At 53.8% G+C, this 26,545-nt stretch carries 21 protein-coding genes; 10 read left to right on the forward strand and 11 right to left on the reverse strand.

Annotated features, from left to right (window positions below; all coding sequences use genetic code 11):
- Window positions 1-2,678 precede the first annotated feature (2,678 nt).
- A complete protein-coding gene (locus tag P159_RS20565) occupies window positions 2,679-2,930 on the forward strand; it encodes a hypothetical protein (protein WP_185753644.1) in 252 nt (83 codons plus the stop codon).
- Between the two features lie 98 nt (window positions 2,931-3,028).
- On the opposite strand, the gene P159_RS0106130 is transcribed toward P159_RS20565, so the two are convergent.
- The 3 genes from P159_RS0106130 to P159_RS0106140 form a co-directional block, all read right to left on the reverse strand.
- The gene (locus P159_RS0106130) at window positions 3,029-3,469 is read right to left on the reverse strand and encodes a hypothetical protein (RefSeq protein WP_029542429.1); all 441 of its coding nucleotides are present in this window, start codon (window positions 3,467-3,469) and stop codon (window positions 3,029-3,031) included.
- Between the two features lie 60 nt (window positions 3,470-3,529).
- Window positions 3,530-4,585, reverse strand: coding sequence for a serine hydrolase (locus P159_RS19270; RefSeq protein WP_185753645.1), 1,056 nt, complete (start codon window positions 4,583-4,585; stop codon window positions 3,530-3,532).
- 128 nt (window positions 4,586-4,713) lie between these two features.
- A complete protein-coding gene (locus tag P159_RS0106140; protein WP_029542433.1) occupies window positions 4,714-5,430 on the reverse strand; it encodes a metallophosphoesterase in 717 nt (238 codons plus the stop codon).
- A gap of 114 nt (window positions 5,431-5,544) precedes the next feature.
- On the opposite strand from P159_RS0106140, the gene P159_RS0106145 reads away from it, so the two are divergent.
- Window positions 5,545-6,462 carry a YhjD/YihY/BrkB family envelope integrity protein gene (locus P159_RS0106145; RefSeq protein WP_029542435.1) on the forward strand — a complete coding sequence of 306 codons (918 nt, stop codon included), beginning with the start codon at window positions 5,545-5,547 and terminating at the stop codon, window positions 6,460-6,462.
- 88 nt (window positions 6,463-6,550) lie between these two features.
- Here the strand turns inward: P159_RS0106145 and P159_RS0106150 are convergent, their stop codons facing one another.
- The 3 genes from P159_RS0106150 to P159_RS0106160 form a co-directional block, all read right to left on the reverse strand.
- Window positions 6,551-9,730, reverse strand: a complete 3,180-nt coding sequence (locus tag P159_RS0106150; protein WP_185753646.1) for a calcium-binding protein — start codon at window positions 9,728-9,730, stop codon at window positions 6,551-6,553.
- Between the two features lie 87 nt (window positions 9,731-9,817).
- Window positions 9,818-10,468: a hypothetical protein gene (locus P159_RS0106155; RefSeq protein WP_029542440.1), complete on the reverse strand. Its 651-nt coding sequence runs from the start codon at window positions 10,466-10,468 to the stop codon at window positions 9,818-9,820.
- A gap of 10 nt (window positions 10,469-10,478) precedes the next feature.
- Entirely contained in the window at window positions 10,479-11,672 is a 1,194-nt protein-coding gene (locus P159_RS0106160; RefSeq protein ID WP_051650194.1) for an AAA family ATPase, read from the reverse strand.
- A 178-nt stretch (window positions 11,673-11,850) separates the two neighbouring features.
- On the opposite strand from P159_RS0106160, the gene fliB reads away from it, so the two are divergent.
- Window positions 11,851-12,885: a flagellin lysine-N-methylase gene (gene fliB / locus P159_RS0106165; protein ID WP_029542444.1), complete on the forward strand. Its 1,035-nt coding sequence runs from the start codon at window positions 11,851-11,853 to the stop codon at window positions 12,883-12,885.
- Between the two features lie 31 nt (window positions 12,886-12,916).
- Here the strand turns inward: fliB and P159_RS0106170 are convergent, their stop codons facing one another.
- The 4 genes from P159_RS0106170 to P159_RS0106185 all read right to left on the reverse strand — a co-directional run bounded on the left by P159_RS0106170 (window position 12,917) and on the right by P159_RS0106185 (window position 18,694).
- Window positions 12,917-14,116 (reverse strand): glycoside hydrolase family 3 protein, encoded by a 1,200-nt coding sequence (locus P159_RS0106170; RefSeq protein WP_029542446.1) that lies wholly within the window; start codon window positions 14,114-14,116, stop codon window positions 12,917-12,919.
- Between the two features lie 190 nt (window positions 14,117-14,306).
- The gene (gene murA, locus P159_RS0106175; protein ID WP_029542448.1) at window positions 14,307-15,572 is read right to left on the reverse strand and encodes a UDP-N-acetylglucosamine 1-carboxyvinyltransferase; all 1,266 of its coding nucleotides are present in this window, start codon (window positions 15,570-15,572) and stop codon (window positions 14,307-14,309) included.
- Between the two features lie 126 nt (window positions 15,573-15,698).
- The gene (locus tag P159_RS0106180; protein WP_318253521.1) at window positions 15,699-17,759 is read right to left on the reverse strand and encodes a SpoIVB peptidase S55 domain-containing protein; all 2,061 of its coding nucleotides are present in this window, start codon (window positions 17,757-17,759) and stop codon (window positions 15,699-15,701) included.
- A gap of 8 nt (window positions 17,760-17,767) precedes the next feature.
- Window positions 17,768-18,694 carry an NAD-dependent epimerase/dehydratase family protein gene (locus tag P159_RS0106185; RefSeq protein WP_029542452.1) on the reverse strand — a complete coding sequence of 309 codons (927 nt, stop codon included), beginning with the start codon at window positions 18,692-18,694 and terminating at the stop codon, window positions 17,768-17,770.
- 252 nt (window positions 18,695-18,946) lie between these two features.
- On the opposite strand from P159_RS0106185, the gene P159_RS0106190 reads away from it, so the two are divergent.
- Genes P159_RS0106190 through P159_RS0106200 form a run of 3 tightly spaced genes read left to right on the forward strand, consistent with a single transcriptional unit; the run spans window position 18,947 to window position 21,478 of the window.
- A complete protein-coding gene (locus P159_RS0106190) occupies window positions 18,947-20,008 on the forward strand; it encodes a methionine ABC transporter ATP-binding protein (protein WP_029542455.1) in 1,062 nt (353 codons plus the stop codon).
- Window positions 19,977-20,630, forward strand: a complete 654-nt coding sequence (locus P159_RS0106195) for a methionine ABC transporter permease (RefSeq protein WP_029542839.1) — start codon at window positions 19,977-19,979, stop codon at window positions 20,628-20,630. Before P159_RS0106190 ends, P159_RS0106195 begins: the two co-directional genes overlap by 32 nt.
- A 23-nt stretch (window positions 20,631-20,653) precedes the next feature.
- Window positions 20,654-21,478, forward strand: a complete 825-nt coding sequence (locus P159_RS0106200; protein ID WP_029542457.1) for a MetQ/NlpA family ABC transporter substrate-binding protein — start codon at window positions 20,654-20,656, stop codon at window positions 21,476-21,478.
- A gap of 60 nt (window positions 21,479-21,538) precedes the next feature.
- On the opposite strand, the gene P159_RS19275 is transcribed toward P159_RS0106200, so the two are convergent.
- Complete coding sequence (locus tag P159_RS19275; protein WP_051650195.1) at window positions 21,539-21,862, reverse strand: PD-(D/E)XK nuclease domain-containing protein; 324 nt, start codon at window positions 21,860-21,862, stop codon at window positions 21,539-21,541.
- Between the two features lie 15 nt (window positions 21,863-21,877).
- On the opposite strand from P159_RS19275, the gene P159_RS0106210 reads away from it, so the two are divergent.
- From P159_RS0106210 to P159_RS18495, 4 genes are read left to right on the forward strand one after another with little or no spacing between them, the layout of a single operon-like run.
- Window positions 21,878-22,843 carry a phosphotransferase gene (locus P159_RS0106210; protein ID WP_029542461.1) on the forward strand — a complete coding sequence of 322 codons (966 nt, stop codon included), beginning with the start codon at window positions 21,878-21,880 and terminating at the stop codon, window positions 22,841-22,843.
- A complete protein-coding gene (locus tag P159_RS0106215) occupies window positions 22,840-24,594 on the forward strand; it encodes an MATE family efflux transporter (RefSeq protein WP_029542463.1) in 1,755 nt (584 codons plus the stop codon). The genes P159_RS0106210 and P159_RS0106215 overlap by 4 nt, the downstream gene beginning before the upstream one ends.
- A gap of 18 nt (window positions 24,595-24,612) precedes the next feature.
- Window positions 24,613-25,227 (forward strand): hypothetical protein, encoded by a 615-nt coding sequence (locus tag P159_RS0106220; RefSeq protein WP_029542465.1) that lies wholly within the window; start codon window positions 24,613-24,615, stop codon window positions 25,225-25,227.
- Between the two features lie 8 nt (window positions 25,228-25,235).
- Window positions 25,236-26,528 carry a hypothetical protein gene (locus P159_RS18495; RefSeq protein WP_185753647.1) on the forward strand — a complete coding sequence of 431 codons (1,293 nt, stop codon included), beginning with the start codon at window positions 25,236-25,238 and terminating at the stop codon, window positions 26,526-26,528.
- Window positions 26,529-26,545 lie beyond the last annotated feature (17 nt).

A 26,545-nucleotide genomic window follows, 5' to 3' on the forward strand; every position in this document is an offset into this window, starting at 1 on the left:
CGATTTTTTTATCGGATAGCGCACTATAATCGAATACACCGTTAGCTTCAGCATTACTCGTGAGTGAGATAGTATAGACGTCATTATCATTGGCGACCGTACCTATTTGGGTTCCATCTGAACTGTAAATATCGACGGACGAACCAGTATTAAAAGCACCAAAGGTAGCCGTCTTAGTAGCTTTGTTAAACTGAACAACGTCAATTTTTTCGAAACAAATGTCATCTACGGGGCAATCGGGTTCGTCTCTTTTATACCCCTCAAATCCATTCGTAGTCGGGACACTAACATGAATGTCTCCAACTTGCGAATTGGTAATGCGATATTTGTATACCTCCCCGTCCCAAGTGACAAGGATTGTATCCTCGGTTCTACTATAGGAATAGGTCTTACCATCAATCGTGAAAGTTGCGGCTTCCCCTGCAGAGAAATCACATAAAATAACTTCATCATCGGGGTTATATTCATGGGGGGGGAAAAAAAGCCTCATTCCATCAACCCCAGCATTGGTCACCTTTAATGTGCCGAAGATATTGTACACGCCGTTAGTCACAGCACCATAATCGATAGTACCTACAGTACCGCCTTCTTTTCCTATCTCTCTAAGCTCTCCCTCGCAGAACACGTACTTCTTATTTTCACCTTTATCATCGGTAGCACATATTAATGTTGCATCCTTGTTTATTTCGGGCTTGTATATAACACCATCGATGCTTATTGTATCATTGGGAAGCGGAGTTACAGCACCACCAACACTAAGGTTTGTAATGGCACGGGCATCAGTAATGTCCGCGCTAATATCAGTATCAGTAGTATTCGTGTTGCTAAAGGTAACACCGTTAACTATCGCAGCTTTTCCTTTGCCAAGAGTCACATGGATAGTACCCCCACTAATCTCCGGGACACTCAACTCGGTAACATCGTAGGGTTCGGTATGAAAAGGAGTTTCTGTCGTAATCGTGGCCTCCCCTATGGTTATAGGAGTAGTGGTATCCATACCGGAGACCGCTATCTCTCCGGAACTTGACAGTTTAACACCCGCCGCGTCTTGTTTATTGAGTACAACTCCGGTTATATCAGCCGCATTAAAAGAGTTGTCCCCAGTATTCGCCTTAAGCGTAAGAGTTGCAACTAAATTCGAATTTCCCGAAGCATTATCCTCCGTAGAGTAGGTAAATGTCGTGAGATCGTCGTTACCTAACACGTATACGGTATGTTTGCCAGGTTCGACTTTCGCCGCTTCCGTCACATCTTGAGAGAGATCTAACATCACCGCAAACCTCTGCAAATCAAAAACAAACCCATCCAACCTCGAGAATCCCTCAAAACGCATTCTCAAAACCTCCTCAAAATCTTCCAATCCTTTTCTCATACCGTCCTTCTCCGAATCACAGGAAAAGAACCTTCCTCCGCCTCTTCGCCCCGGACTGCACTTTCCACAGCACCGTCCCCAGGCTTTTGGAATACCTCCCCTGCTTTCAGACACACCAAAAGACCCGCAAAGGGGCCTGGGGAGCATGCACTCCAACCAGCCCGCCCTGCGGGTCATCATGAACTTCTATATGCTTGCTTTGTCCACGCAAAAAAGACAACCTAAAGTATTGCCCCCCCGTAGGGGACAATCCCGACCTCATGTCCAGCGGATATCCCTTCCTCATGATCAGCCCTCTCCTTTCTGCGCGGAGAATTTTTCTGCTACCATTATATTGGAAAGCAACTAAATTTTCAATATTTTCTCCATACGGGCAGCTCATAGCACAGCTGAGGACCTATGCCCACAAGAAAAGGCAGGCACTCCGAAGAATGTCTGCCTGTACATATCAGTCACTACCTTGTCAAGTTCCGGAGTAATTTCAATATGGAACTCATTAGCTAATTTCTCTCGTTTTCGTCATTATATATTCTTCATTTATCTCGTAAAATTTTATGGTTTCCATTTTTCCTCCTAAACAGAAAAGGCGGACTAAAAAGCCCGCCCTGCTGCATTCGCACTCAGAGTGGCGAAACACTCGCTGTTAAGTTTCTTGCTTAGAGCCAAGAGAAGCTCACTTCGTAAATCTCTCATTTATGGCTGAGATACACCTCTTATATTTGTATTTTATCACAATTACTCTCCTCTGACAATATGGTGTGAATCCTCTGTTTACCTTGCATGGTGCCAGTTGCCCGTCTTCCTGTCGTAGTTCTTGAGTGTGAGGGGTGAGCCTTCCTTCATGGTGATTACCATTTGACATACCCACCTAATATGCTAGAATAACTGTAAGAATATTTCACGAAAGGAGGCTCCCCCCTTGTCCGAGAAAGACATGACCGAGAAGAACCTTGAGGACTTCGATGATGTCTTTGCCGATATCGTCAATGTCCTGCTTTTCAACGGCCAGCGGCTCATCGAGGAAAGTGACCTATAGTGAACGCAATAATATTTGGTGAATAGCCTCCCCCGTAAACGGGGGAGGCAAACCAACATAATATATTGCATTCACTATAACACCGAAGACTGCCCGCTCTATCTTCGCATCGTGGCTGACTACTTCGTGCAAATGAGAAAGAATAAAAATTACCAGCCCTCCAAGGACACTATGAATCACGTGCATGAAGTATTGCAGTTGATGAGCGTTGTGACAGATGACAGCAGATTTGAAGAAGCTCAGAACTACGTCAAAAGGAGCGGAAGCAATATGTGTGAAGTATTGGATGCTATAGAAAACAGGGGGATTGAAAAAGGTATCGAAAAGGGTATCGAAAAGGGTATCGAAAAGGGCAGCGAAAAGAGGCAATTAACCACGGTCACAAAAACCCTCTCCAGGTACATCCGCCGGAGTCTACCCATTGATGCCCAAGTCCTGGAGGATATTGCCGAGGACAATGAGCTGACCGTTGAGAAAGTTCGCGCCATCGCCAAGGAAAACGGCATTTCCCTTTCTTGCTAAAGAATATCTCTCACTCCCGCTTCGGTGGGAGTTTTTCTTTTAGCAGTAAAAAAGGCTGGCCATGTTTCACGTGAAACACGCCAGCCTTGTCAATCCTATTATCTTAATGCCTTGTACTGCTCCACCATCTTCTCAAAATGCTTGCTGCGGGCATCTAAGTCCTTGGCTTCTTTCTCGTATTGCGCCTTCTCTGCTGCCGAGAGAGTCTCTGTGATCTCATCAGAAGCACTCAGCAAGACGGCGCACATGGAGCGGCCCACTTCGAGGCCGGCTTCCCTGGCCTCCGGGAAATTCTGGATGGCCTCCAGTTCCAGCTGCACTGCTTCATCCTCTGCCCTGATAGACTTCATCAGGTCTTCCATATGGCTCAGCACATACTGGTCCTGCTCCTCCTCGGTCATCTGCACATAGGCCTGCATATCCGGCAGTATCTTCTCTTTGTAAATATCTCCCACCTTCATGGCGCCATATCCCAGCAACCCTACGCCTATGACAGCCAGAATCCCCACGGCGATGAGCAGTTTCTTCCACCATTTCATAAGACATTCCTCCCAGCTTTTAACCTTCTCAATCGTATATACGTATGACAGGCCAAATCATTACAAGCGTGAAAAACCATTTTCTTCACTTAACTTATTTCTCAAATCCGATAGCCGTGAGGCAAAGTACCAGACCATTTCCTGCATATCCTCGATAGCAATCTGCCGGCCTGCGTACTTCTCGCAGAAAATCACCAGGACGAACCCCCCTTCCGGGCCGTAGAAGATCCCCCCGTCGTGGAAGGTGCCGCTGTATTCACCGGTTTTGTGGGCAATCTGCCAGTCAGGCAGAGCGGCATTGAAGCAGATTTTGTCCTCCTGCCCCTTGAGGGTCTCTACCATGAACTCGTCCTCCTGCTCCCCCACGCACTCATGTTTGTAAATGCGGGTGAGCAGTGTCCCTACATCCTGCACAGAGGACAGGTTGCTGGGCAGGGTGGTGGTGACTTTTCTGGTGCGCTTGCCCTTTTTCTCCAGGGTTTCCACCTTTTGCAGCATCATCTTGTGGTTCAGCTTCGTATCATGGTAGCCTTCCCGCTCAAGATAGGCATTGATTTCCCCCATGCCCAGCTTGGTGATCAGGGCGTTGGTAGCGGTGTTGTCACTGGCCTGTATCATGAGGGTGATGAGTTCCCTGACCGTGACAGGCGTTCCCAGATTGTAGATGGTGAGCTTCCCTGCCCCGCCTACCACATCTTCCTTTTGCAGGGTTACCGGTTCATCCAGGCTCATGCGGCCTGCCTTCACGTCCTCCATGGCCTTGGCCATGACAAAGAGCTTGATCATGCTGGCGGGCTGCTGCTGGCGGGAGCTCTGAACAAAGGGTTCCTGCTCCAGGTCAGGACGCAGGTAGTAGATGGCGTAGTCAGCCACCCGTTCTTCCAGCAGCACCTGCAAGTCAGCAGGCATACGGGCCTGGTCATCCCCCCGGGGAACCTGCGTGTACTGCAGAGGCTCCTGCAAGGCCAGAGTATTAGTAAAAACATCAGAAAAAAATGCTTCCGGCGCATCCTCCGGGCTGTACTCAACCCAGACCAGCCGCATAAAGCCCACTTCCACAGATAAAATCAACAGGATGCCAAGGGCTGCCATATAACGAAGAATTATCTTTCCCAAAACCTCTACCCCTAACTCCCCAAACTCTCATCGTCTAAATCATACTCTAATTTTAGCATACCCCCGACTTGATGCCAACACGGCAGGGCGTGTTGATTAAATGAGCTTAGTTAATTAATCAACACGCCCTAGTCTGATTGGTAAACCATGCCCGTCAAAAGATCCAGGCAGGATACCCTGCCTGTGGGCAGGAAGCTGCCCGTATCCATGAGCACCAGACGTCCCTCCTCCAAAATCTGGGGTACCGGCTCGTAACCTATGCTCTGCACAGGGGTGTGTCCCAAGACAATGGTCTGTTCCCCCGTCTGATCCCAGGGATGGGTGGCCAGATGGCGGTGCCAGAGCAGTTTTTCCTCCGACTGCTCCGTCAGGGGCAGTTCCGGGCTGCAGTCGGCGTGCATGAACCAGTAGGTCTTCCCCTCAGTCTGCACCTCTGTATAGAGGGGGAGCTTTTCTATGAATTTCAGCCAGGCGGGCAGCAAGTCCTCCCCCTTCCCGCTGGCTATGAGCTGCTTCAAGGTTGCATTGCCGCCATTGGGGAGCCAGCTTATCAGTTCGCAGGTGAGCTCTACATCATCCCAGCTCCCCAGGCCATCCCTGCACTGCTTCATTGCCCGGTAGAACATATCCTCATGGTTGCCCTTGAGGAAGACCATGTTATCCTCATGGGCGTGCCCCAGCACCCACTCCATGACGGGTACGGGATCTTTTCCCCGGTCCAGATAATCTCCCAGGAAAATCATCATATCCCTGGCAGGATTGAAATGCACTTTCTCATAAGCTGAAAGGAATTTATCCCACTTGCCGTGAATATCTCCAAAGACCAGCAATCTTTCTATTTTCATGGCCGCACCTCCCCATTGTGCTATACTAGAATCACAGCCCTGCAAGGGGCGGAAATCTTGCAAGTAAATTATAGTATCACATAAAGGTGAAAAATATAGGCAAGGTGGACATTTATGGATGAACTTGTGCAAAGCCTTTTAAAAAAATTCTCCCCCGTCTGGGAGACCCTCTACTTCTTCTATCAACGTTTTACGGACTACCATAAGATTGCCAGCTGGTTCGATATGGCCTCGGGTACGGCCTACTACTTCCTGCTGGGTTTCCTGCCTTTTCTGGTCTTCACGGTGAACCTGATGCTGTTTGTGATGTCCTCACAGGTGGATGCCATCTACGGCATGGCCGCCCACTACCTGCCGGAGCGCATGGCGGGCCCCCTCATGGCGGATATCAAGCGCATCATGGCAGCCCACAGCACCCTTTGGATGTGGGTGACTGGCCTTTTCTCCCTCTACAGCTTCGTGCAGGGCCTGGTGATACTGACCCGGGCCACGGACAGCCTTGACTACGCCCAAACTGCCTCCATGGCCCGGGACAACCGCCACAATGTGCTGGTCTACGCCAAAGGCATCATCTTCACCTTCGGCCTGATGGTGGTAATCTTCCTCACCCTGGGCCTGCCGGTCTTCGGCAATTCCCTGGTTTATTATCTGAACGAAAGCAGCCACTTCTCCACCGTCTTTCTCACCCTCTGGAATGTCCTGCGCATCTTCCTGCCCTTCGTGGTGCTGGTGGTATGGCTGACCTGCTTCTACATCTTCGCCCCCCACTCCTACACGCCCCCCTTCCGGCAGGCCCTCATCACAGCCCTCCTGGTCACCTGCCTGTGGCTGATGGTGACAGGAGTCTATGGCTGGTGCATGACCCTGATTCCCAGCATGGGCATCGCCTACGGCTCCCTGTTCGGCCTCTTCGCCCTCTTTGTCTGGTTCAAATTCATCGTCAGCTTCATCATCTACGGCATCGAGTTCCTGATGGCCCTGAACGAAATGGAGCTGCGCCACAAAATCGAAAAGCTGCAGGCGCAGAAATAAATCAATAAACTCACTACAAAGCCCCCGGCATGAGAAAATCTCATAGCCGGGGGCCTCTATCTATACACTTTTAAGAAGGTGCATCTGTTTAATCACTCCAGCTCTTCTTGGAGTAATCATAGTGCCAGGTGGAACCATCACCCAGCTGGAACGTACTGACGGAACTGCTGCTCATGCCGTTGAGATTCAACGTGCTGACATTATCACCATCCTTCAGCGTGATTGTCATGGCACCAGACTTGCTGGTATCGATGCCAACCTTGCCAGCCATAACATCATCAATGGTGACATTGTAGAGTACAACCTTGTCATCACTGTAGCTGCTGGTAATGACATCACTTCCGTCACCAACGCCAAAGAAGAATGTGGTACTACCGCCCGACGCGCCTTTGAGGGTATCATTGGACGCTCCTGCACCGCCCCATAGGCTGGTCTCGCCCTTACCGGCCATAAGGCTCTCATTGGCATCGGTGCCTGCAAGGATAAGGGTACCACTGTTGGCACTGGCATCCACGGTCTTGACACTTTCGTAATAGAAGTTATTGCCACCACCGTCCAGCCAGATCTCAGCAGTATCAACATCAGAACCCACTTTCAAGGTGTTATTCTTGCCGCCCATATAGGTAGCCACCTCTTCATCATAGGTCCAAGTGTTGGAAGTGCCAGACACACCAATTTTTACCTTAGTGGTACTGCTGCCATCAAAGGTAAACTTTACAGCGGTGTCCGTACTAGACTTGCCAAAATCCTTAAGAGTCAGCTTGTCGCCGGAGCCAATGAGATAGATGGTAGTATCTGTACCGTTATTCTTGATATGGCTGAAGCTTGAAAAATCAAGCCTGATCACATCATCGTCATCTGCACTGCCCCAGTCACCATTATCAATGGTATCCTTGCCGTCACCGGCCATGAAATAATAGGTTACATTGCTATCACTGCTCTTGTTGCCATAGAGTACATCAGCACTGCTGCCACCACCCCACAACGTGGTATCGCCACTACCTGCTATCAGGGTTTCCTTTTCTGCAGCACTGCCCATAAGGATATTTGCACTGCTGCCGCCCTTGACGCTGGCGAACTTGCCATAATAGTAAGCACCGCCAGTATTGTTCATAATACCCGTATTGCCCAGGTCAACCACCAGGTCATCATCGAACTTGCCAAAGTCCACCATCGCAGAAGAACCACTTGAGTAGTAGATATTTGCCATATCTTCCGTATCCGCGACAGAAGCCGTGCCCTTAACATAATCCACAGCGTAGGTAACGCCAGTATTATCACGGACATTCACCATCACATCACTGGTAACGGCAGCCCCCCCCGTAATGGAAGCGAGCGTCAGGGTAGCACCGCCTACCTTGGCTACCAGATCTGTGTTGTTGCTTACACTCAGGTCAAGCGCACTAATATTGTTATCAAAGAGATAAACCACATCGCCTTCAAAGCTTGAAGTACGTGCCTCAAAGGCGAGGACAGTATCCTTGCCGCCGGCACTGGCCAGGCCCACGTATTCGGTGGTGTTGAGGGCAGTCGCTGTAGCCCTGCCCTTCAGCACATCTTCAATATCAGTACCAGTAGCTGTAGCAGACAGGCTGGCATTAAGGAGAATGGCATCATTTCCGGCACCACCATAGGCAATATCTCCGGCACCTGCTACTATTTCATCACCCTTGCTGCCGCCAATCAAGGTATCTACCGCATTTTCATTGGCAGTACCAAGCAGCACGACTTTATCGGTAATGCTGGAAGCATCTATCAGGCTGCCGTTTTCATTACCCCATCCGCCAATGGCTAGGTCATCCCCTGTGTCAATCCTGGCTGCATAAAAGCCATTGGTTTCACTCACCTTTACAACACCAGCACCACTGCCAACAGAGATGGAGCCATCAGAACTATGAGAACCATAGGAAAGGGGCATATCTATCCTCAGCAAATCATTGTAAATATCAAGATTTGCCAAGGTCACGGTGCCACCAGACATACTGGTGAAGTCCAAAGTATCCTTGCCTGTGCCAGCAGTGACAGTCATAGTACCTGAGAAGACAGAGCCAATGAACAACGAATCATTTCCCTCACCCAAATCTAACTGGTTGCCATCTCCCGCCATATTGATAGACACTATGTCATTGCCGTTGCCGCCATAAATAATATTGTCCTCAAATACTCCGGCTTCTTCTTCATCATCATAAATCACCAGGGAATCGTTGCCATCACCCAGGTTTATAGTGCTGTTTTTGACATCGCCGTCAAAGTGTATAGTATCATTCCCAGCACCAGTGTTAATAGCAGACTTTATAACCTTCGTAGCGAAAACTGAATCCCTGCCAGCCCCAGTAGTAACTACGGCTTCATTGAAATCGGGGTTATGTTTTTTCGCTCCCTCATTAATAAGATTGTTGCCATCGCCCATATCGATGGTACCCGTGAGGGTTGCATCAGTCAGCAGAGTGTCATTGCCATCACCAAGCCTGATAGCGACAGTTCCCTCCACATTACCCATGAGGTCCACATAATTGGCGGCAGTGCCGCTGCCTGTAACGACCAGGTCACCATTAACCGCACGCACAAATAAACTATCAGCGCCTGCACCCAGGTCAACAGACAGATTGTCTCCTACATCTGTCAATATATCAATGTAGTCTTTGCCATCTCCGGCACTGATAGTGGTCTTGCCCACAGCACCATGTATGAAAACACTGTCATTGCCATCGCCCACATCGATATTCACGTCACTACCAGAAGTGAGGCTCACATCGACATAGTCATTGCCTGCACCGGCGTTGACAGTAATTTCCTTATCAGCACTATTATGCAGGAAAACACTGTCATCACCATCACCCACATCGATGTTCGTGGGACCAGCCGAAGCAAGGCTCACATCAACATAGTCATTGCCTGCGCCAGTTACAATGTTGATATTGCCTTGAGCACTGTGCATGAAGACACTGTCGTTACCTTTGCCCATGTTGATGTTGGTATAACCAGTTGAGGTAGCATAGTTATAATCTACCCTGTCAGCACCATCACCAAGTTCAAGGTTAGTTACATTCTTGGCACCAAAGATAGTCCACCCCTCTGTGCCGCTATAGTTTATATCTGTCACATAACCATTAGCGGCATCTGGAGACAAATCCAATGTGTTACCACTTTGCCCCGCTACCAAAACTTTTCCCGAGTCCGTAGAGGAATAAAAGGTATCATTCGTGGTGGAATATCCGATGACACTGGCGGTCGAACCGGAAAACACACCTAAATTCAAAGTCGCCATGAAAAATTCCCCCTTATACATAAAAAATATTATATGCCTATATTTCAACTAAAGGGAATTTTCTCCTTCCTGCTTTAAAGATTTAATCTACTCTACGCGTCTTATCCTGCTGTCTGCTTCCTGCCTTGCCTGTTCTTTGGCCTGCTCCAGGGCCTCCTGCTGGCGTTCCTTCAGCTGTCCCTGCCTTTCCTCATAGCTTTCATAGGGCTCAAAGACAGGATAGCCATCTCCGTTAGGCGCTGCCAGGTAGGTCTTCACAAATTCGCTGAACTTGCTGTCCCCGTGGGCGGAAAACCGCAGGATGACCTTCCTGCCCACCTGGCTCTGGTGCTGGTCCAGCACCGGGCCAGCCGAGTCCTCTTCCTTGTGATAGGGAACCAGCCCCATAAAATAATGGACCTCCTGTCCCTTTTCTGCCGTAAGCCTGCAGAGCACCTCCCTGTCCTTCACCTGCAGGATGAACTGGTCATTTTTCAGTTCAGCATAGGGGGTGCGGGCAATTTCCTGCAGGGCGGCCCTGGCACAGCTTTCGTGGAATTCATTGGTAGGCCTTTGGGCCGAAACATAGTCCACAAAATCTACCAGGGGAGCAAAAATAAGGCTGCGGAACAAAAAGGAAATCACGGCCACAGCCAGCACCAGCACCATGACCTGCCTGTCTCCCAGACCGGGGTAATCTGACCTGCGGGGCAGGGAAATACGCGGAGGGAAAAATCTACGCAGTTTATCTATAATCATAGCCATCTCCTTAAAGGGCACCTTCCATCTGCAGGCGGGGCTGTCTGCCGGCTGCCACAGCTGCATCATCACCCGTGATAGTCATCAGCTCCTGGTCGCTCAAAGCCTCCAGCGCCGTACCGCTGATGCGGTTAGACTGGGCATAGCATGCCGCCTGGTACAGATTCCGCACCGTGCGGGCGTTGCCGAAATCCTTGTCCCTTGCCTCGTAAAGCTGCAGAAAGTGTTCCTGCATAAAGCTTTTGGCCTCATCCGCGAGGATATAGCCGTCCTTCCGGCAAAGGCTGGTGAAAATATCCAGGAGCTCCTCCGGCCGGTAGTCCTCAAACTCGATATAATTGGTAAAACGGGATTTCAGGCCGGGATTGGAGGAAAGAAAGCGCTCCATTTCTCCCGTATAGCCTGCCACAATGACAATCAGATCATCCCGCTTGTCCTCCATGGCCTTCAGTAAAGTCTCGATGGCCTCATGGCCGAAATCCTTGGGATTGTCCTCCTTGTAAAGGGCATAGGCTTCATCAATAAAGAGGACGCCACCCAGGGCCGCCTGGATTTTTTCATTGGTGAGGATGGCTGTCTCGCCTATATACTGGGCCACCAGGCTGCTCCTGTCCGCCTCCACAAAGGCCCCGGTCCGCACAATGCCCATTTCCTTGTAGATGGAAGCAATGAGCCGGGCCACTGTGGTCTTGCCTGTGCCGGGATTGCCGGTGAACACCATGTGCAGGGAGCCGCCCCCCATGACAGGCAGCCCTCTGCGGCGCCTTTCCTCATCGGCCTTAAGGCGGCTGAAGAGCTGCTCCAGGTGTTCCTTCACGCTGCCCAGCCCCGTAAGGCCGTTCAGCTCTGCCATAAGGTCATCAAGGTTCTTCCGCTTCCGCAGGAAATTATGCGGCTTGAAGGCCTGGGCCCCCTCCCGCTGCACCTGCTTCTTGAAGCGCTTCTCCCCTACCCAGCCATAGACGTCCCGCTGGACCAGCAGAATCTGGAGGCAGGCCAGGGGCCAGAGCAGCAGACCGTAGAGGTACCACCCCTTCCAGCTCCTGTTCTTCCAGTAGGCCACCCCCGCCGGCAGCGCCGCCAGCAGGAGATTCACATAATAAGTCTTAACTCCCTCCAGCACCAGCTGGCAAAGGGAGCCCACCAAGGCCGCCAGGGCGAAAAGCAGGCCTAAAAAAAGTATCAGCAAAATCAAGTATGGCATATCAGTTCCCGGCTCCTATTACATATATGATAAAATTTTTCGGCAGGTTTCAGTATAAATTATTAGAATTAGATTCCCCTTAAAAAGATTATTCATGAATAATTTTTTTGAAGGAATATTCTCCCTGCTGGTCGAAGGAATCGCCATGGGATGATTTGTATTTGGGGAGGGATTAGACATGCTTTGCCTTGAGCCTGATTATCTGGAAAAATTCATCTGCGACGGGCAGCGGTGCGGAGCGCAGTGCTGCCGGCTTTGGACGGTGTTTGTGGATGGGGAGACTTATGAGAAGTACAAGGGGCTGCCTGCGGCGCAGGGCAGTGAGATGCTGAAGCGCCTTGTGCATGGAGAGGAAGGGCAGGCCCCTTGGGCCTGGGATTTTGGAAAGGAGAAAATCTGCCACTTCCTGCAAGAGGATTTTCTCTGCGGGATACAGCGGCAGCACGGGGAGGAATATCTGGGGAGCACCTGCGCCATCTATCCCCGGAAGCCCGTGGATATCGGCGGCAGCTTCCAGATGAGTCTCTCCCTGTCCTGTCCTCTGGCAGCCGAGCTGGCCCTTTTCCGTGACACGCCTGTCGAGTTCAAATGGAGGGAGCGTGACGCAAGCCGCCCCTCCTTCTGGCAGGAAATCGCCTGCCAGAAGGGTGAGGAAGGTGTGGCGGCCTCCTGCCTGCTCCTGCAGGACACGGGGCTGAATATCCTGCAGCTGAAAATGCCGCTGCTTGAAAAGCTCTCCGCCCTGCTGGCCTATTTGAGGGAAGCTGACCAGGCGGTGGAGGCCGGAGACTTCGAAAAGCTCCTTGCACTCTCCGATGACTACAGCCACGGCGGCGGAGAGCGGGAGGAAGGACTCTCCTGGGAACTGGATGAGCACTTCCCCGGCCTGAGGGAAACCTTGGCTGTGCCCGAGAGCAGGAATCAGCACCTGAAGGCCCTGCATCCCATAAAGACAGGGGAAGCTCTGCCCCCCCTGGAACTCATGCTGGAAAACATACTGGTATCAGAGTATTTCGTAGAGCTTTTCCCCTGCACCTTGGACGGCACCCTCAGGCATAACGGCAGAGCCTTCCTGGCCCTGGCCCTGCTCTACAGGGAAGCTATTGAACGGGCCCAGGGGAATGCTTCAGAAATAGTTTACAACATCAACCGCATTTCCACCCTCATGGGACATGACAGAGAGTGGCAGGAAACCCTTTCACAAAACGTATAAAAAATCCTCCCTCATTGTAGGGAGGATTTTTTTACTGCACTGGCTTCAAGCCATGCCTGAACTTAGCCTTGATGATGCGGCGCACAGATTCGTCCACCCGCTTCTCGCTGATTTTCCCTTCTTTTACTGCATTGAGGATCCCCATATAGGCCTCCTCGGCGTGACCGTAGTCATGGCAGACCAGTATCAGGTCTGAGCCTGCCTGGAAGGCCTTCACTGCGGCCTCTCCGAAGGTGTACTGCTTGATAATGGCTCCCATGCCCAGATCGTCAGTGATGATAAGGCCTTCGTAACCCAAGTCCTTGCGCAGGAGGCCTGTGATGATCTTGGCTGACAGGCTGGCGGGATTCTCGGTATCAAAGGCAGGATAGCGGAAATGGCCCACCATGATCATGTAGTCCATGGGCCTGCCCTTGTCCGTGCCGTTGATGGTCTCCCGGAAGGGCACCAGGTCCTCTTTCCTCAGCTCATGCTCCGTGGCTTCGATGGAGGAAAAATCCTCGTGGGAATCCACCGTGCCCTTGCCTATGCCAGGGAAATGCTTCAGGGTGTAGATAAGTCCCTTTTCATGATAGCCCTCTCCGACAGCCTGGACGAATTTCAGCACTTCATAAGGACTCGTGCTGTAGGAGCGCTCCCGGCCCAGCCCCAAATCAGCCACCGGCGCGAAGTTCACATTCACGCCAATTTCCCTGAGGTCGCCTGCCACAGCTGAAGCCAGCTTCCTGGCGAACTCCTTGTTCTCCTTCCCCACAGCCTCAGCCGAAGGCGGCGGCGGGATGACCTCCTTGCCCCGGGACACCAGCCCTCCTTCCTCATCAATGGCCACAAAGAGAGGCACCTTCTCCCCCGCTCCGGACTGCACATCCAGAACGAAGTTCTTGACCTGTTCCTTGCTCTCAAAGTTCCTGTCAAAGAGCACGATGCCGCCGTAGTGGAACTGATGCAAGGCATAACGTGCCTCATCATCCACCTCCGTGCCAGGCAGGCTAACCATCATCAGCTGCCCAATTTTCTCAGTCAAAGACATACGGGATAAGATATCTTCCACCTGCTCGTCAGTAGTGAGGAGTTTCTGCTGCTCCTTATTATTTTCTGTTTTTTGCTCCTGCTTGGAACTGGCAGTCTGAGCCGTCGCCTCACGATGATTCATGACATACAGCGAACCGCTGACGATGGCTATCAAGAAGATAATTGCCACAGAGATTCCCACAATAAGTTTGCGTTTCACGCTACAAGCCCCCTCAAACTCCCAACCCCTTGGCGCCCAAGGATGGGCGCCCGGCGGGCTTTGGCTTCCGTGAAGGAAGGCAGCCCGCTACTTTCTTTTTGGTGCTTTTTCTTTCTGGAAAGAAAAAGCACGCTCTTGGCAACATAACTAGCAAAAAAGGCTCCCCAAAGAGGAGCCTTTTAACTTCTGCTTACTGGTCAACCCTGGCAATATCTGCCCCGAGCCCCACCAGCTTCTCAACCAGCTGGTCATACCCACGGTCAATATGATGTATATATCCCACCTGGGTTTCCCCTTCAGCCACCAGCCCTGCCAGCACCATAGCCGCGCCAGCGCGCAGATCTGTCGCCTTCACCTGGCAGCCGGTGAGCCCTTCCACGCCTTCCACCACGGAAGTGCGGCCGTCAATCTTGATCTGGGCCCCCATGCGCTTCAGTTCATCGACGTGCATGAAGCGGTTCTCGAACACGGTTTCCGTCACCATGCCCGTGCCCTCAGATACAGCCAGCATGGCCATGAACTGAGCCTGCATATCAGTGGGGAAGCCTGGATAAGGCATGGTCTTGATGTCCACGGCGCGGGTGCGCTTGTCGCAGGCCACTCTGATGCCGTTCATATCCTCCTCCACCGTCACACCAGCTTCCTTGAGCTTGGCAATGACGGGCTTCAAATGCTCGGAAATGGCATTTTCGATATAGACATCCCCACGGGTCATGGCTGCTGCCACCATGTAGGTGCCAGCTTCAATACGGTCAGGGATGATGGTGTAGTCCCGTCCCCTGAGCTTCGGCTGTCCCTCGATCTTGATGACATTGGTGCCAGCTCCGCGAATCTTGGCTCCCATGACATTGAGGTAGTTGGCCAGATCCACGATTTCCGGCTCCTGGGCCGGGTTTTCCAGCACCGTCTGGCCCTCAGCCATGGAAGCGGCCATGATGATGTTCTCCGTGGCCCCCACGCTGGGGAAGTCCAGATAAATCTTCGTGCCCTTCAGCCCCTCTGGAGCATTGGCCTCGATGTAGCCGTGGCCAATCTTGATTTCAGCCCCCAGGGCCTCGAAGCCCTTCAGATGGAGGTCAATGGGACGGGTGCCGATGGCACAGCCTCCGGGAAGCGATATCTTGGCCTGCCCGCAGCGTGCCAGAAGCGGCCCCATAATCAGGAAGGAAGCACGCATCTTCCGCACCAGGTCGTAGGGCGCCTCGCAGCTGCCGATAACCCGGCTGTCCACGGTGAGCTGATGCTTCTCTTCATCAAAGCTGGCGCTGACCCCCAGCTGCTTCAGCACCTCGGTGATGGTATAGACGTCTTCCAGGGCCGGCACCTCGTCCAGCACGCTGGGATTATCCTGCCCCAGCAGGGTAGCTGCTATGATAGGCAGCACTGCATTCTTGGCCCCGCTGATTTTCACCCGTCCCCGCATGGGACGGCCTCCATGTATGATAAGTTTTTCCATTCTTGCTTACAATCCCCCTAAGGCTTGGAAAGCCCCCCGCTGCTGCGGGTATCTATCAATAAAACTTGCGTATTTCTAAAGCAACACTACATATATTACCATTAACCCCTTGCACTGGCAATACTTTTAAGGCCTTTCAACCTTGAGGGTGGCATGGATGACATTATCTATAATATACTCTGTCTCAAAACGGGTCTGATTGTCCTTTTTCTTGTCCTTCAGGAACTCCACCTTGTGATTCTTCTGATCCTCCTCGGCCTGAGCCTTGGCGGCCTTGGCGGCCTCGCGGATCATGCGGCGCTGCTCCTTTTCCGAAGTGGGCGGCTGGCCTGCCCCGGGAGCGATGATGATTTCGTTGTTCCTGGGGGTGTCCATGAGATTCTGGAGCCTGTCTGCCACCTTCTGGTTCTTGCCTTCCTCATCAGCTGTCTCAAGGCCCACCTGCTGCAGCAGCATGGCGGCGGTGACGGGGATGAAGCCGCCTCCCCGCACATCCAGGTGCAGTGTACCCTCCTGCTGGAGCTTCGGCACCGTGTAGGGAATGGTGAGGGTCTGTTTCTCGCCGCGATAGGGCTTGATGGTGGTCTTGAAATTCACCGTCTCACCGGGAGCCGCCGTCATCTTCTCCGGCGTTGCAGATACCAGGCTGGCAGTATGGCGGCCTTCCTCCAGGGAAATATCTGCCTGCACATCTACGATATCGCTTTCCTTATCCTTATTATTGCAGATGAGGTTCATGGCCTGCGCCAGCTCCCCCACAGCATTCTGGCCCACATCCTCGGCCCCGTAGAACATATTGCTGCGGGTGACCTTGCCCCCGGGCAGGGCGTCCGTGCGGATAGTGAAGTCAATCTTGGCCGTGGCGCCTGCGGTGGTGTCACTTGTCTTGGCCACAGCAGCATAGGCCACCCCTGCCGTCAGCTGGGGCAGGTAGTCCTCGTCATAGGCAATGCGCACCCCGTAGTTGTCCTGGCGGCCCAGGGTCTTGTCCTCCACCCTTATCTTCATGGGCACCACCGAGGGGAACTCTCCCAAGATGCCGGCCACACCGGTCTCGCGGTCCTGATTCACCCGACCGATGATGGACCCCATATTGGCAATCTTCATGCCTGCAGCCGGCCCGCTGATGGTGCCCACCACGCTGGCATCTGTCATGAAATAGTTCACATTGCCCTTGTGCAGGAAGGAATGGCCGAAAGCCAGCACCTTCTTGCCTTCCACGGCCGTGACTGTACCTGTGGCACCCACGGAGAAATCACCGCAGACCACCGCCACTCCCACGGGGCTGCCGGGCTGCAGCTCCGCATTGTAACGGGTGGCAAGGAAGCCCTGCCCCGCCTCGATGCCCATGGGCACGAAGGAAAGCTCCCCTTTGGGATCGAGCTTCTTCTTCAGGTAATCAAGGCCGCTGGTATTGAAGCCGGAGAAAAACAGAGTGCTCTTTGGCTCCTTCTCCATTTCTGCGACAGGTTCACCAGCTTCGGACTTTTCAGCCCCGGCAGTTTCTTCGGGGGCAGGTTCAGCTGCCTCAGCCTCAGGCTTTTCCTCACTGGCAGCCTCTGCCGCTGCAGGAGCCTTGCCCGCCTCATCAGCCTCAGCTGCGGCATTTTCCGTCTCAGGGGCGTCCTGCTTCTCTTCTGCAGCACTTTCTCCCTCAGCCTTGGCATCTTTCTTTGCTTCTTCCTCTGCCTTCTTGGCCTTGTCCTCCTGATACTTCTTCAGGTCGAAGGTCGCGAGCCTGCCCTTGTTCTTGTTGTCAGGCAGACTCCAGAGGGGCAGCATATCCTCGATGGGGGTGATGAAGAAGGTATAGGGGGCCATGTCCTTGATGCCTGCCGCCAGGGCACCCACCAGGCGTCCCTCCACATAGATGGGGCTGCCGCTCATGCCCTGCAGCACGCCGCCAGTCTGCTCAATGAGCGCCCCGGAAGCCCGGGCCATGATGGAACGGCTGCCTCCCTTGCCCCCGTCCATCTTGCCGATCAGATCCACCTGAAAAGGCTGGATCTCTCCGGAGCCGTCCACCACAGTGTAAGCCGTGCCGGTCTCCCCGCCCCAGACCTCGCTGTAGGGCATGATGGATTCCATAGCCAGGGAAGATGCCCCCGGCAGGGAAATCAGCATGGCCGCCAGCAATGCTGAAACGGACTTTTTCAGCCCCATACATTTCTTCAAAGATTTATACATAATAAGCCTCATTTCCTGGCAAAATACTCATAAGTGTTGGCCAGCCCTTCCTTCAGGCTCACCTTTGGCTCCCAGCCCAACCCCGCTTTGGCCTTCCCATTGGCCAGCATGGAGCGGCGGATATCCCCCTTGCGTGCGTCCGCATACTCAGGCTCAATATCCCTGCCCGCCACCTCGGCAAAGAGGTGTATCAGCTGATTGAGAGAAGTCTCCGTCTGGGTGGCCAGATTATACTCCGTATTCACATTCTCGGTTTTCAGGGCTGCCAATATGCCGCCAGCCACATCCCCGGCATAGATGAAGTCCCGGGTCTGCTCCCCATCTCCGAAGATGGTGATGCCCTGCCCCTTGGCAATGCGCTTGGCAAAGATGCTGATGACGCCTCCCTCGCCCTTGTCTCCCTGACGCTCGCCGTACACATTGGCAAAGCGCAGGACCACATAGGGAAGGCCGTAGTTCCTGTAATAGAGGGAAAGGTAATGCTCCACTGCCATCTTGGTGAAACCGTAGAAAGACAGGGGCAGCAGAGGCGTTTCTTCCACCAAAGGCAGGCGGCTCTGGGCCACATCCCCGTAGACTGCCGCCGTGGATGCCATCACTATCCGGCCCACGCCGCTCTTGCGGGCTGCTTCCAGTATATTCACCGTCCCCATAAGATTCTCATCTGCATCATAGTAGGGGTCTTTCAAGGACATATCCACCATGGTCTGGCCAGCCAGATGCACGATGGCATCGAAGCGGCTGAACTCAATCTCCCGCCTGGCCCGCGTCCCCCGGATGTCCATGACCCAGCTGTGCACCTCGCTCAAGGGTATATGATCCAACGAACCGGTGAAAAGGTTATCCAGCACTGTCACCTCATGCCCCTCAGCCAAAAGGGCCCTGACTACATGAGAACCAATAAATCCGGCCCCGCCGGTTACCAAAACCTTCATGGGAACTACCTCTCCTTTTATCGCAAGTAAACTACGATAATATAAATACTATCTCATTGTAATATATCCCTTCTTTAAAGTCCATAAATTAAAGAGGAAAGAGATTTTTCACACATTATCTTTGCCAAAACTCATTGTATGGCTGTATAATATTCTCTGGTAAGTTTCATCTTCTTTACAGATTGACACTTGATGTCTTTCTATGTTAAAATCTTAAAACCTACTAAATAACTATGCAATAGGAGCTGTAACATGATAAAGCTTTCTCATATAGAGAAAACCTACGACAGTCCCTCAGGCCCGGTTCCGGCGCTGAAGGGGATTGACCTGCATATCGCCAAGGGAGAAATTTACGGCATCATCGGCCTGTCCGGTGCCGGCAAGTCTACCCTTGTGCGCTGCATCAACCTTTTGGAGCGACCCACGGCGGGGCAGGTAATCGTGGACGGCAAGGACATGATGTCCCTTTCTGCCGCAGAATTGCGGGAGGCCCGGAAGGACATAGGCATGATTTTCCAGCACTTCAACCTGCTGTCCTCTGCCACAGTCTATGACAACATCGCCTTCCCCCTGCGCCTCAGCGGCACAGAGGAAGGAAAAATCAGGGAAAAGGTAGAACCTCTCCTGAAACTGGTGGGACTGGAGAACAAGGCTTCCCAGTATCCCTCCCAGCTTTCCGGCGGCCAGAAGCAGCGGGTGGGCATAGCCCGCGCCCTGGCGTCTGACCCGAAAGTGCTGCTCTGCGACGAGGCCACCAGCGCCCTGGACCCCCAGACCACCCGCTCCATCCTGGAGCTCATCAAGGACATCAATGACAAACTGCACCTCACCGTGGTGGTCATCACCCATGAGATGCAGGTCATCAAGGACCTCTGCGACAAGGTGGCGGTCATCGACAAGGGCATCATCGCCGAGGAAGGTACGGTGCTGGAAGTCTTTACGAATCCCAAAGAGCCCATCACCAAGGAGTTCATCTCCGTACTGCTGTCCAATGAGCTGCCCGTGGCTTTCCGGGGAGGCGCCATAGAGCAGGAATACAGCGAGGATTCTTACCTCCTGCTGCGGCTGACCTTTATCGGCGAATCTGCCGATGACCCGGTGCTGGCAGGCATGATCCGCCAGTTCCCCGAGGTAGAATGCACCATGCTCTTCGGGGACCTGGACCAGATTTCCGGCCAGCCCTTCGGACGCATGATCATCGGCCTCACAGGCCGGAAAGAACGCATCCAGGCAGCTATGGAATACCTGGCCGCCAAAGACCTGAAAGAGGAGGTGATCGGTTATGTCAGAAGACATGATCATGCTGCTCTTTAAGGCTTTGGGCGAGACAGTCTACATGGTAGCCGTGTCCATGGTGATTGCCACGATCTTGGGCGTCCCCTTGGGAGTGCTCTTGCACACCACGGAAAAAGGCGGCATCCTTTCCGCACCGGCCCTGAACAAAGTCATTGGCTCAGTGGTCAATGCCGTCCGCTCCATCCCCTTCATCATCTTGATGGTAGCAATCATACCTCTTACCCGTCTGATTGTGGGTTCTGCCATCGGCACCACCGCGGCCATGGTCCCTCTGGTGATTGCCAGCATTCCCTTCATCGGGAGGCAGGTGGAGACCAGCCTGAAGGAAGTGCCCTTCGGCCTCATTGAGGCGGCCCAGTCCATGGGGGCAAGCCCCATGCAGATCATCTGGAAGGTGCTGATACCTGAGTCTTTGCCCTCCATCGTGGCACAGCTTACTACCGTCATCATCGCCCTGGTGGGCGAATCTGCCATGGCAGGCGCCATCGGCGGCGGCGGATTGGGTGACCTGGCTATCCGCTATGGTTATCAGCGCTTCCGCCCGGAAGTCATGCTGGCCACGGTGGTCATTCTTATTGTGTTAGTCCAGTTAGTGCAGCTCTTGGGAGGTACACTGGCTAAGAAATTAGATAAGCGTTAAAGAGAGAATGGGAGGTTTCTGTTATGAAGAAAAAAGTTCTTTCTATGCTGGCAGCTTTGTCTGTGGCTGCTTTGGCCTTTACGGGCTGCGGCGGGGATACTGCAGGCAACAGCAGCAGCTCTGCTGCCAAGACCCTGAAGGTGGGCGCTACGGCTGTGCCCCATGCAGAGATCCTGGAGGCTGTGAAGCCTGTCCTGGAAAAGGACGGCGTGAAGCTGGAAATCGTGGAATTCAACGACTATGTGCAGCCGAACCTGGCCCTCAACGACAAGGAATTGGATGCCAACTTCTTCCAGCATAAGCCCTACCTGGACAACTTCATGGAAGAGCATAAGGATGTGAAGCTCGCCAGCGCCTTCGGCGTCCACATCGAGCCCATGGGCATCTACTCCAAGAAGGTCAAAGACCTGAAGGAGCTTAAGGATGGCGCTTCCATCTCCATCCCCAATGACCCCACCAACGGTGGCCGTGCCCTGCTGCTTCTTGAGAAGGCTGGCCTCCTGAAGCTCAAGGCTGGCGTAGGCGAAAAGGCTACCGTGCAGGATGTAGCCGAGAACCCCAAGAACCTGAAGTTCCAGGAAGTAGAAGCTGCCCAGGTGCCCCGCACTCTGGAAGATGTTGACGCTGCCATCATCAACAGCAACTTCGCTATGCAGGTGAACCTGAACCCCACCAAGGACACCCTCTTCATGGAGGACAGCACCTCCCCCTATGTGAACATCCTCGCCGTCCGTGAAGGCGACGAGAACCGTCCGGAGATTCAGTCCCTCATCAAGGCTCTGAAGTCCGACGATGTGAAGAAATTCATCGAGGATAAGTACAAGGGTGCCGTAGTACCGGCGTTCTAAGAAACAAGAACATGACAAACAGCCCCGCTTCCACGAAGCGGGGCTGTTTGTCATACCATACTATTCACTTTCCCACTGAGCAAGGCTTCGTTCCTTAGAATCAAAGCTCACACCAATCTTGAAAAGCTTTCTCTCATCTGCAGCAAAGGGCGCAGCATAACCTTTTTCCTCTATCTGGTCCAGGGCTTCTTTGGCTGATTTATCTACCTTGAACTCGAAGATATAAACTACCAAACGGGAGACAGCAGGAAGAGGCTGCAAAAGTACGAATGAAAACAAATTGCCAGCAAAAGATGCAGGCCCGCCCTGAAGCGGACCTGCATCTTTTATTTTCTCAGAGCATACGGCAGGAAATGAACTGGAGCAGGGAGAAAAGTAAGGCAAAGGGGTGAATTGCCTATGAAATCAGCAGAAACGAACGCCCCCATTCCGGCAGAACAAAATCTCTCCCTGCGGGAAATCTCCCTGAAGGGATGTTCCTGCCTGGGAAAGGGGCAGAACAGCACGGTTTACCAGCTTGATGAAGAACGCATCTTAAAGCTATACAAGCCTGCCCCCCATGCCCGCGACGCCATGGTACAGGAGCAGCGCAATGCTCAGGCAGCCTGCGCCCGGGGCGTGCCTACGCCCAAAGTATTTGAAGCAGTGCAGGCAGATGGCTGCTTGGGCCTGATATTTGAACTGGTGCAGGGAACCAGCCTGCGGGAAGCTATCGCCAAAGAACCTGAGCGCTTGACTCAGCTGGTTGCCCAAGGGGCCCAGCTGCTGCGCAGGCTCCACCGCCTGCCTGTGTCCCCCGGCACCTTCCCGGCTATGAGCGAAACATATCATGAGAGGGCAGATGACCTGGCAGACCTGCTTTCAGCAGCCGAGATTGGACTCCTGCACAGGATGATTGACTCCATTCCCGAGGGCAAGTCCTTTATCCACGGTGACTTCCACCGGGGCAATCTCATCCTGCGGGAAAAGCAGCTCATGCTCATCGATGTGGCAGATGTGAGCCTGGGGCATCCCCTTTACGATGTGCTGGGCACCTATATGCTGGGCATGCACCTGGTGAAAAACTATCCTGCCGCCCTGGCTGAGAAAATGGTGGGGTGGAAAAAGGAAATCATCAGCAAGGCCTGGGATATCTTCAAGAGAACTTACTTCCAGACCGAAGACCCTTCAGAGCTGGCGGAAATCGAAGCCTTGATGGAGGCCTACTGTCCCCTCAGATGGCTGACCTTCCTGAAACTTGCCCCCATGTCTGAAGAAATGCGCCGCCAGTCTGTTGAAGAGGCCCGGGAAAATTTCTTTCCCCATATCCCGGCGCACATAGAACGCTTCCGGTCCCGGCTGGAAGCCATGGGAAGGACACTATGAACAAAGACGCTTTCCTGCTGCGGGCAGCTTTCCGCAGCTTCATGAAGAAAATGGTGCTCAACAACCTCATGGCCTTTATGGGCTCCATTGTGAACGGCATTGTCATCAGCCGTTATCTGGGCCTCACGGCCATGGCGGCCTTCCAGCTGACCCTGCCCCTGGTCTTTGTCATCATGATCATCAGCCAGATTATTTCCCTGGGGGTGCAAAACAACTGCGCCAAGAGCATCGGCGCAGGTCATCAGGACGAGGCCTCAGGCTTCTATTCCACTGCCATCGCCTGCTGCCTGCCCCTGGCGGCCCTTATGGGCCTTGCCATTTCCCACTATGCAGGCCCCCTGGCCCTGGTGCTGGGAGCCGACGAAGCAGGGGCATGGCAGGAGGCGGCGGACTATCTGCGGGGCATTGCCCCGGGCCTTGCCCTGCTTGTCTTCCTGCCCATGCAGGTGGCGGTTTTCTTCCTGGAAGGGCTCTCCAGATACGCCCTGTGGGCCATTGCCGTGCAGACCATGCTCAATGTGATTGGCGCCCTTGTGAACGTCCTCTGGGCAGGGGGCGGCATGTTCGGCATGGGGTTGGTCATGTCCCTTTGCTACCTGGGCTCCTTCAGCGTCATGGCCGCAGGGGGACTCCGGGAGCGGGGCTGCATCAACTTTTCCCTGGGAGCGGCCAAGCTCAGACACCTGCTGCCTATCCTCAGGATTGGCCTGCCCTCAGCAGCAGACAGGTTCTACAAGACGGCCCAGATGTATATCATCAACCTCATGCTGGTTTTCTCCGGCTCCGCCACGGCCATTGCCGCCTTTGCAGACCTCAACGCCCTGAACAACATCTTCAATCCCATCGTCAGCGGCGTGAGCGCTGCCGTCCTCACCATGGCAGGGGTACTGGCGGGAGAGAAGGACAGGGAATCACTCCACAGGCTCCTGCATCTGTCAGTGCGGGAAGCACTGCTGGTGGAAGGGCTCACGGCCCTGCTGGCCTTCCTGGCGTCCCCCCTGCTCATAGCTCTCTTTGTGAGCCCCGGGCAGGAGGGCTACGAAGAAGCTGTGACGGCCCTCAGAATTTTCATCCTGTACCTGCCCCTCTACGGCCTGAACAATCTCCTGCAGAAATACTATCTGGGCATCCAGTCCCTCAAGATGACCTACCTTACCTCTGCCCTGGACAACTTCCTCTACATCTGCCTGCTGGCGGTGGTCCTGGGCAGGGCCTTCGGCCCGCTGGGCATCTGGTGGTCCTTCCTGCTGGCAGAAATGCTCACCCTCCTGACCCTGCTCCTCATCATCGGCTGGCAGAGGAAGAAATGGCCTCCAGCCCTCTCTGACCTCATGTGCCTGCCCCCCTCCCTCACCGGGGACATTGCCGCCTGCAGCTGGTCGGCAGGCAGCATGGAAGAAGTCCTCACCGCCTCAGAGAAAGCCCGCCAGTTTCTCCTCCAGCAGGGGGAGAGAGAGGAAAGAGCCACCCTCCTGGCCCTGGCTATCGAGGAAATAGGCGGCAACATCATCCGCTGGGGCTTCACAGAGGGAAAGAAGCACCGCATAGATATCCGGGCCGCCAAAGGTGAGCACTGGGTGCTGCGCATCCGTGACAACTGCCCTCCCTTCAATCCCAAAAACTGGCTGGCCCTGCACGCAGAGGACGACAAGACAGCCAATATCGGCATCCGCACCATTTGCGGCCTGGCCAGGGAAGTCCGCTACTCCCGCACCCTGGGCATGAACTATTTATTCATAGAACTGAACTGATCAAAGGAGTGTATTTACATGAATATGAAGAAAACCTTTGCCACCACAGCCGCCCTTCTCGCACTCTGTGCAGGCTCTGCCTGCTGGACGGGGCCTGCCCCCGCCCCCTGGGTTCCCGTCGCCCAGGCCGCCGAAGCTCCGGAATGGCAGGACGATATAGACAAAGCCGCCTGGGACGATGAGGAGGCTTTCAATATCTCCATCGGCAAGTCCATAGCAGACTCTGTTGCCCTTCTCCAAAAGGAAGGCTGGAAACGGGTACAGAACGAAGATACTGTCTTCTATATCAAGAAAAAAGTCGACTATTACCTGACCATCGCCCTCCATCCCGACAAAGGCGCCCCGAGCAAGGTAGGCAGCTACCGCATCAGAATCTACGCCAAGACACAGGAACTGGCCGATGAGATGTATATGCGGGCAGAAAAGAATTTCTCCTACAACTTTGGCCGCCCCAATGTGAAGAAAGGAACTACCAATGGCACCTGGTTCCTCTCTGACACCTATGCCGTCACTGTGGAATACAATGAGTACGACGCCCGCATGCCCATTGTGAGGGACTACTATCCCTATGAAGTGGTAATCAGGCGGGATGTAGGTGACTACAAGAAATTCTTCCAGGCCATCAAGAAATGAGGGAAAATATGAAACTCCAACCCATAGGCGTATCCAACCGCCTTTTCTACTACATGTGGGGCGGGGAGCAGGCGGCCTTTGACATCTGCTTCCGCTTCGCCTTGCAGGAGGAGCTTGATGCGGAACTGCTCAAAGCCTCTGCCGCCCAGGCACTGACGAACTTCCCGGAGTTCGCCATCCGCCCGGTGCTCCACCAGGGCACCGTCTGGGCCATAGAAAATCATGCTCCCCTGCCCTTTGCCCCCGAGGGCGGAGCCCCTCTCCTGTACGGCACAGAAGAAACTGACGGCTATCCCTTTGTCTTCCGCACAGAGGAGCGGGGCTTCTCCTTCTCCTACTTCCACGGGCTGGCAGACTTCCACGGCATCTGGGGCTTCCTGCGCACCCTGCTGTATCACTACGCCCGGGGCAGAGGGCTGCCGGTGGAGGCAGGAGAGGGCATGAGACTGGCGCCGGACTATCCCGCCGACGAACTTGAGCGGCTGGACCCTTACCGGAGGTTCCGGGAGGAAATAAGCCCGGAACCCTCTGCCGCCCCTGCCGCCTTTGAGATTCCGGAGAAGGGCTATCCCCCTGAGACAGATTACTGCACAGGCTATGAGCTGCGCTGCCCTCTGGGGGATTTCCTCTCCGCTGCCAAGGCTCATCAGACCTCCGTGTCGGCTTTCATCGCCCTGACCGCCGCCAGAGCTTTGTCCTCTGTCTATGAAGTGGGAGACAAGGACATTGCCATCATGCTTTCCGCAGGCATGCACCCATACTACCAGACCAGCACCGCCGTGAATTTTTCCGATGCCCTTGCCCTGCGCTATGACAAGACCCTGAGGGAACTGCCGCCGGACCAGCAGGGAGCAGCCCTCAAGGCCCAGCTGAAAGCACAGCTGAACAGGGAACACTTTGCTCCCCTCATAGCAGGGAAGGCAGCTATGGTAGACGGCTTCACCAGCTCCGGCCTGGATATCTGCCAGTGGAACCATCGCTTTGCCACGGCGCCCAAAGAGCCTGCCGCCGTCACCTTCTCCCTCACCTATCCCGGCAGCCTTGACCCCGGCCCCGCCTTCAAGCCCCTGCTGCAGGAAGTCACCCGCCTGATCTGCATCAGGAGATTTGGTGATTTTGGCCTGGCTGCCTCCACCTGCGGCGACACCATGTATATCCGCTCCTGCCAGAGGTTCGACTCCCCAGCCATCCTCAAGGCCATGCAAAAGGAACTTGAGCAAGCAGGCCTAGAGGCGGACTTCAGCCAACTGCCGGATTACCGGGGCAATCAGATGGTTCCGGAGAAGCTGCTGCACATTTAAAAAGTTAAGGAGAACAC

It is taken from the genome of Selenomonas sp. AB3002, from assembly GCF_000702545.1.
GTDB classification, from domain to species: domain Bacteria; phylum Bacillota; class Negativicutes; order Selenomonadales; family Selenomonadaceae; genus Selenomonas_B; species Selenomonas_B ruminantium_A.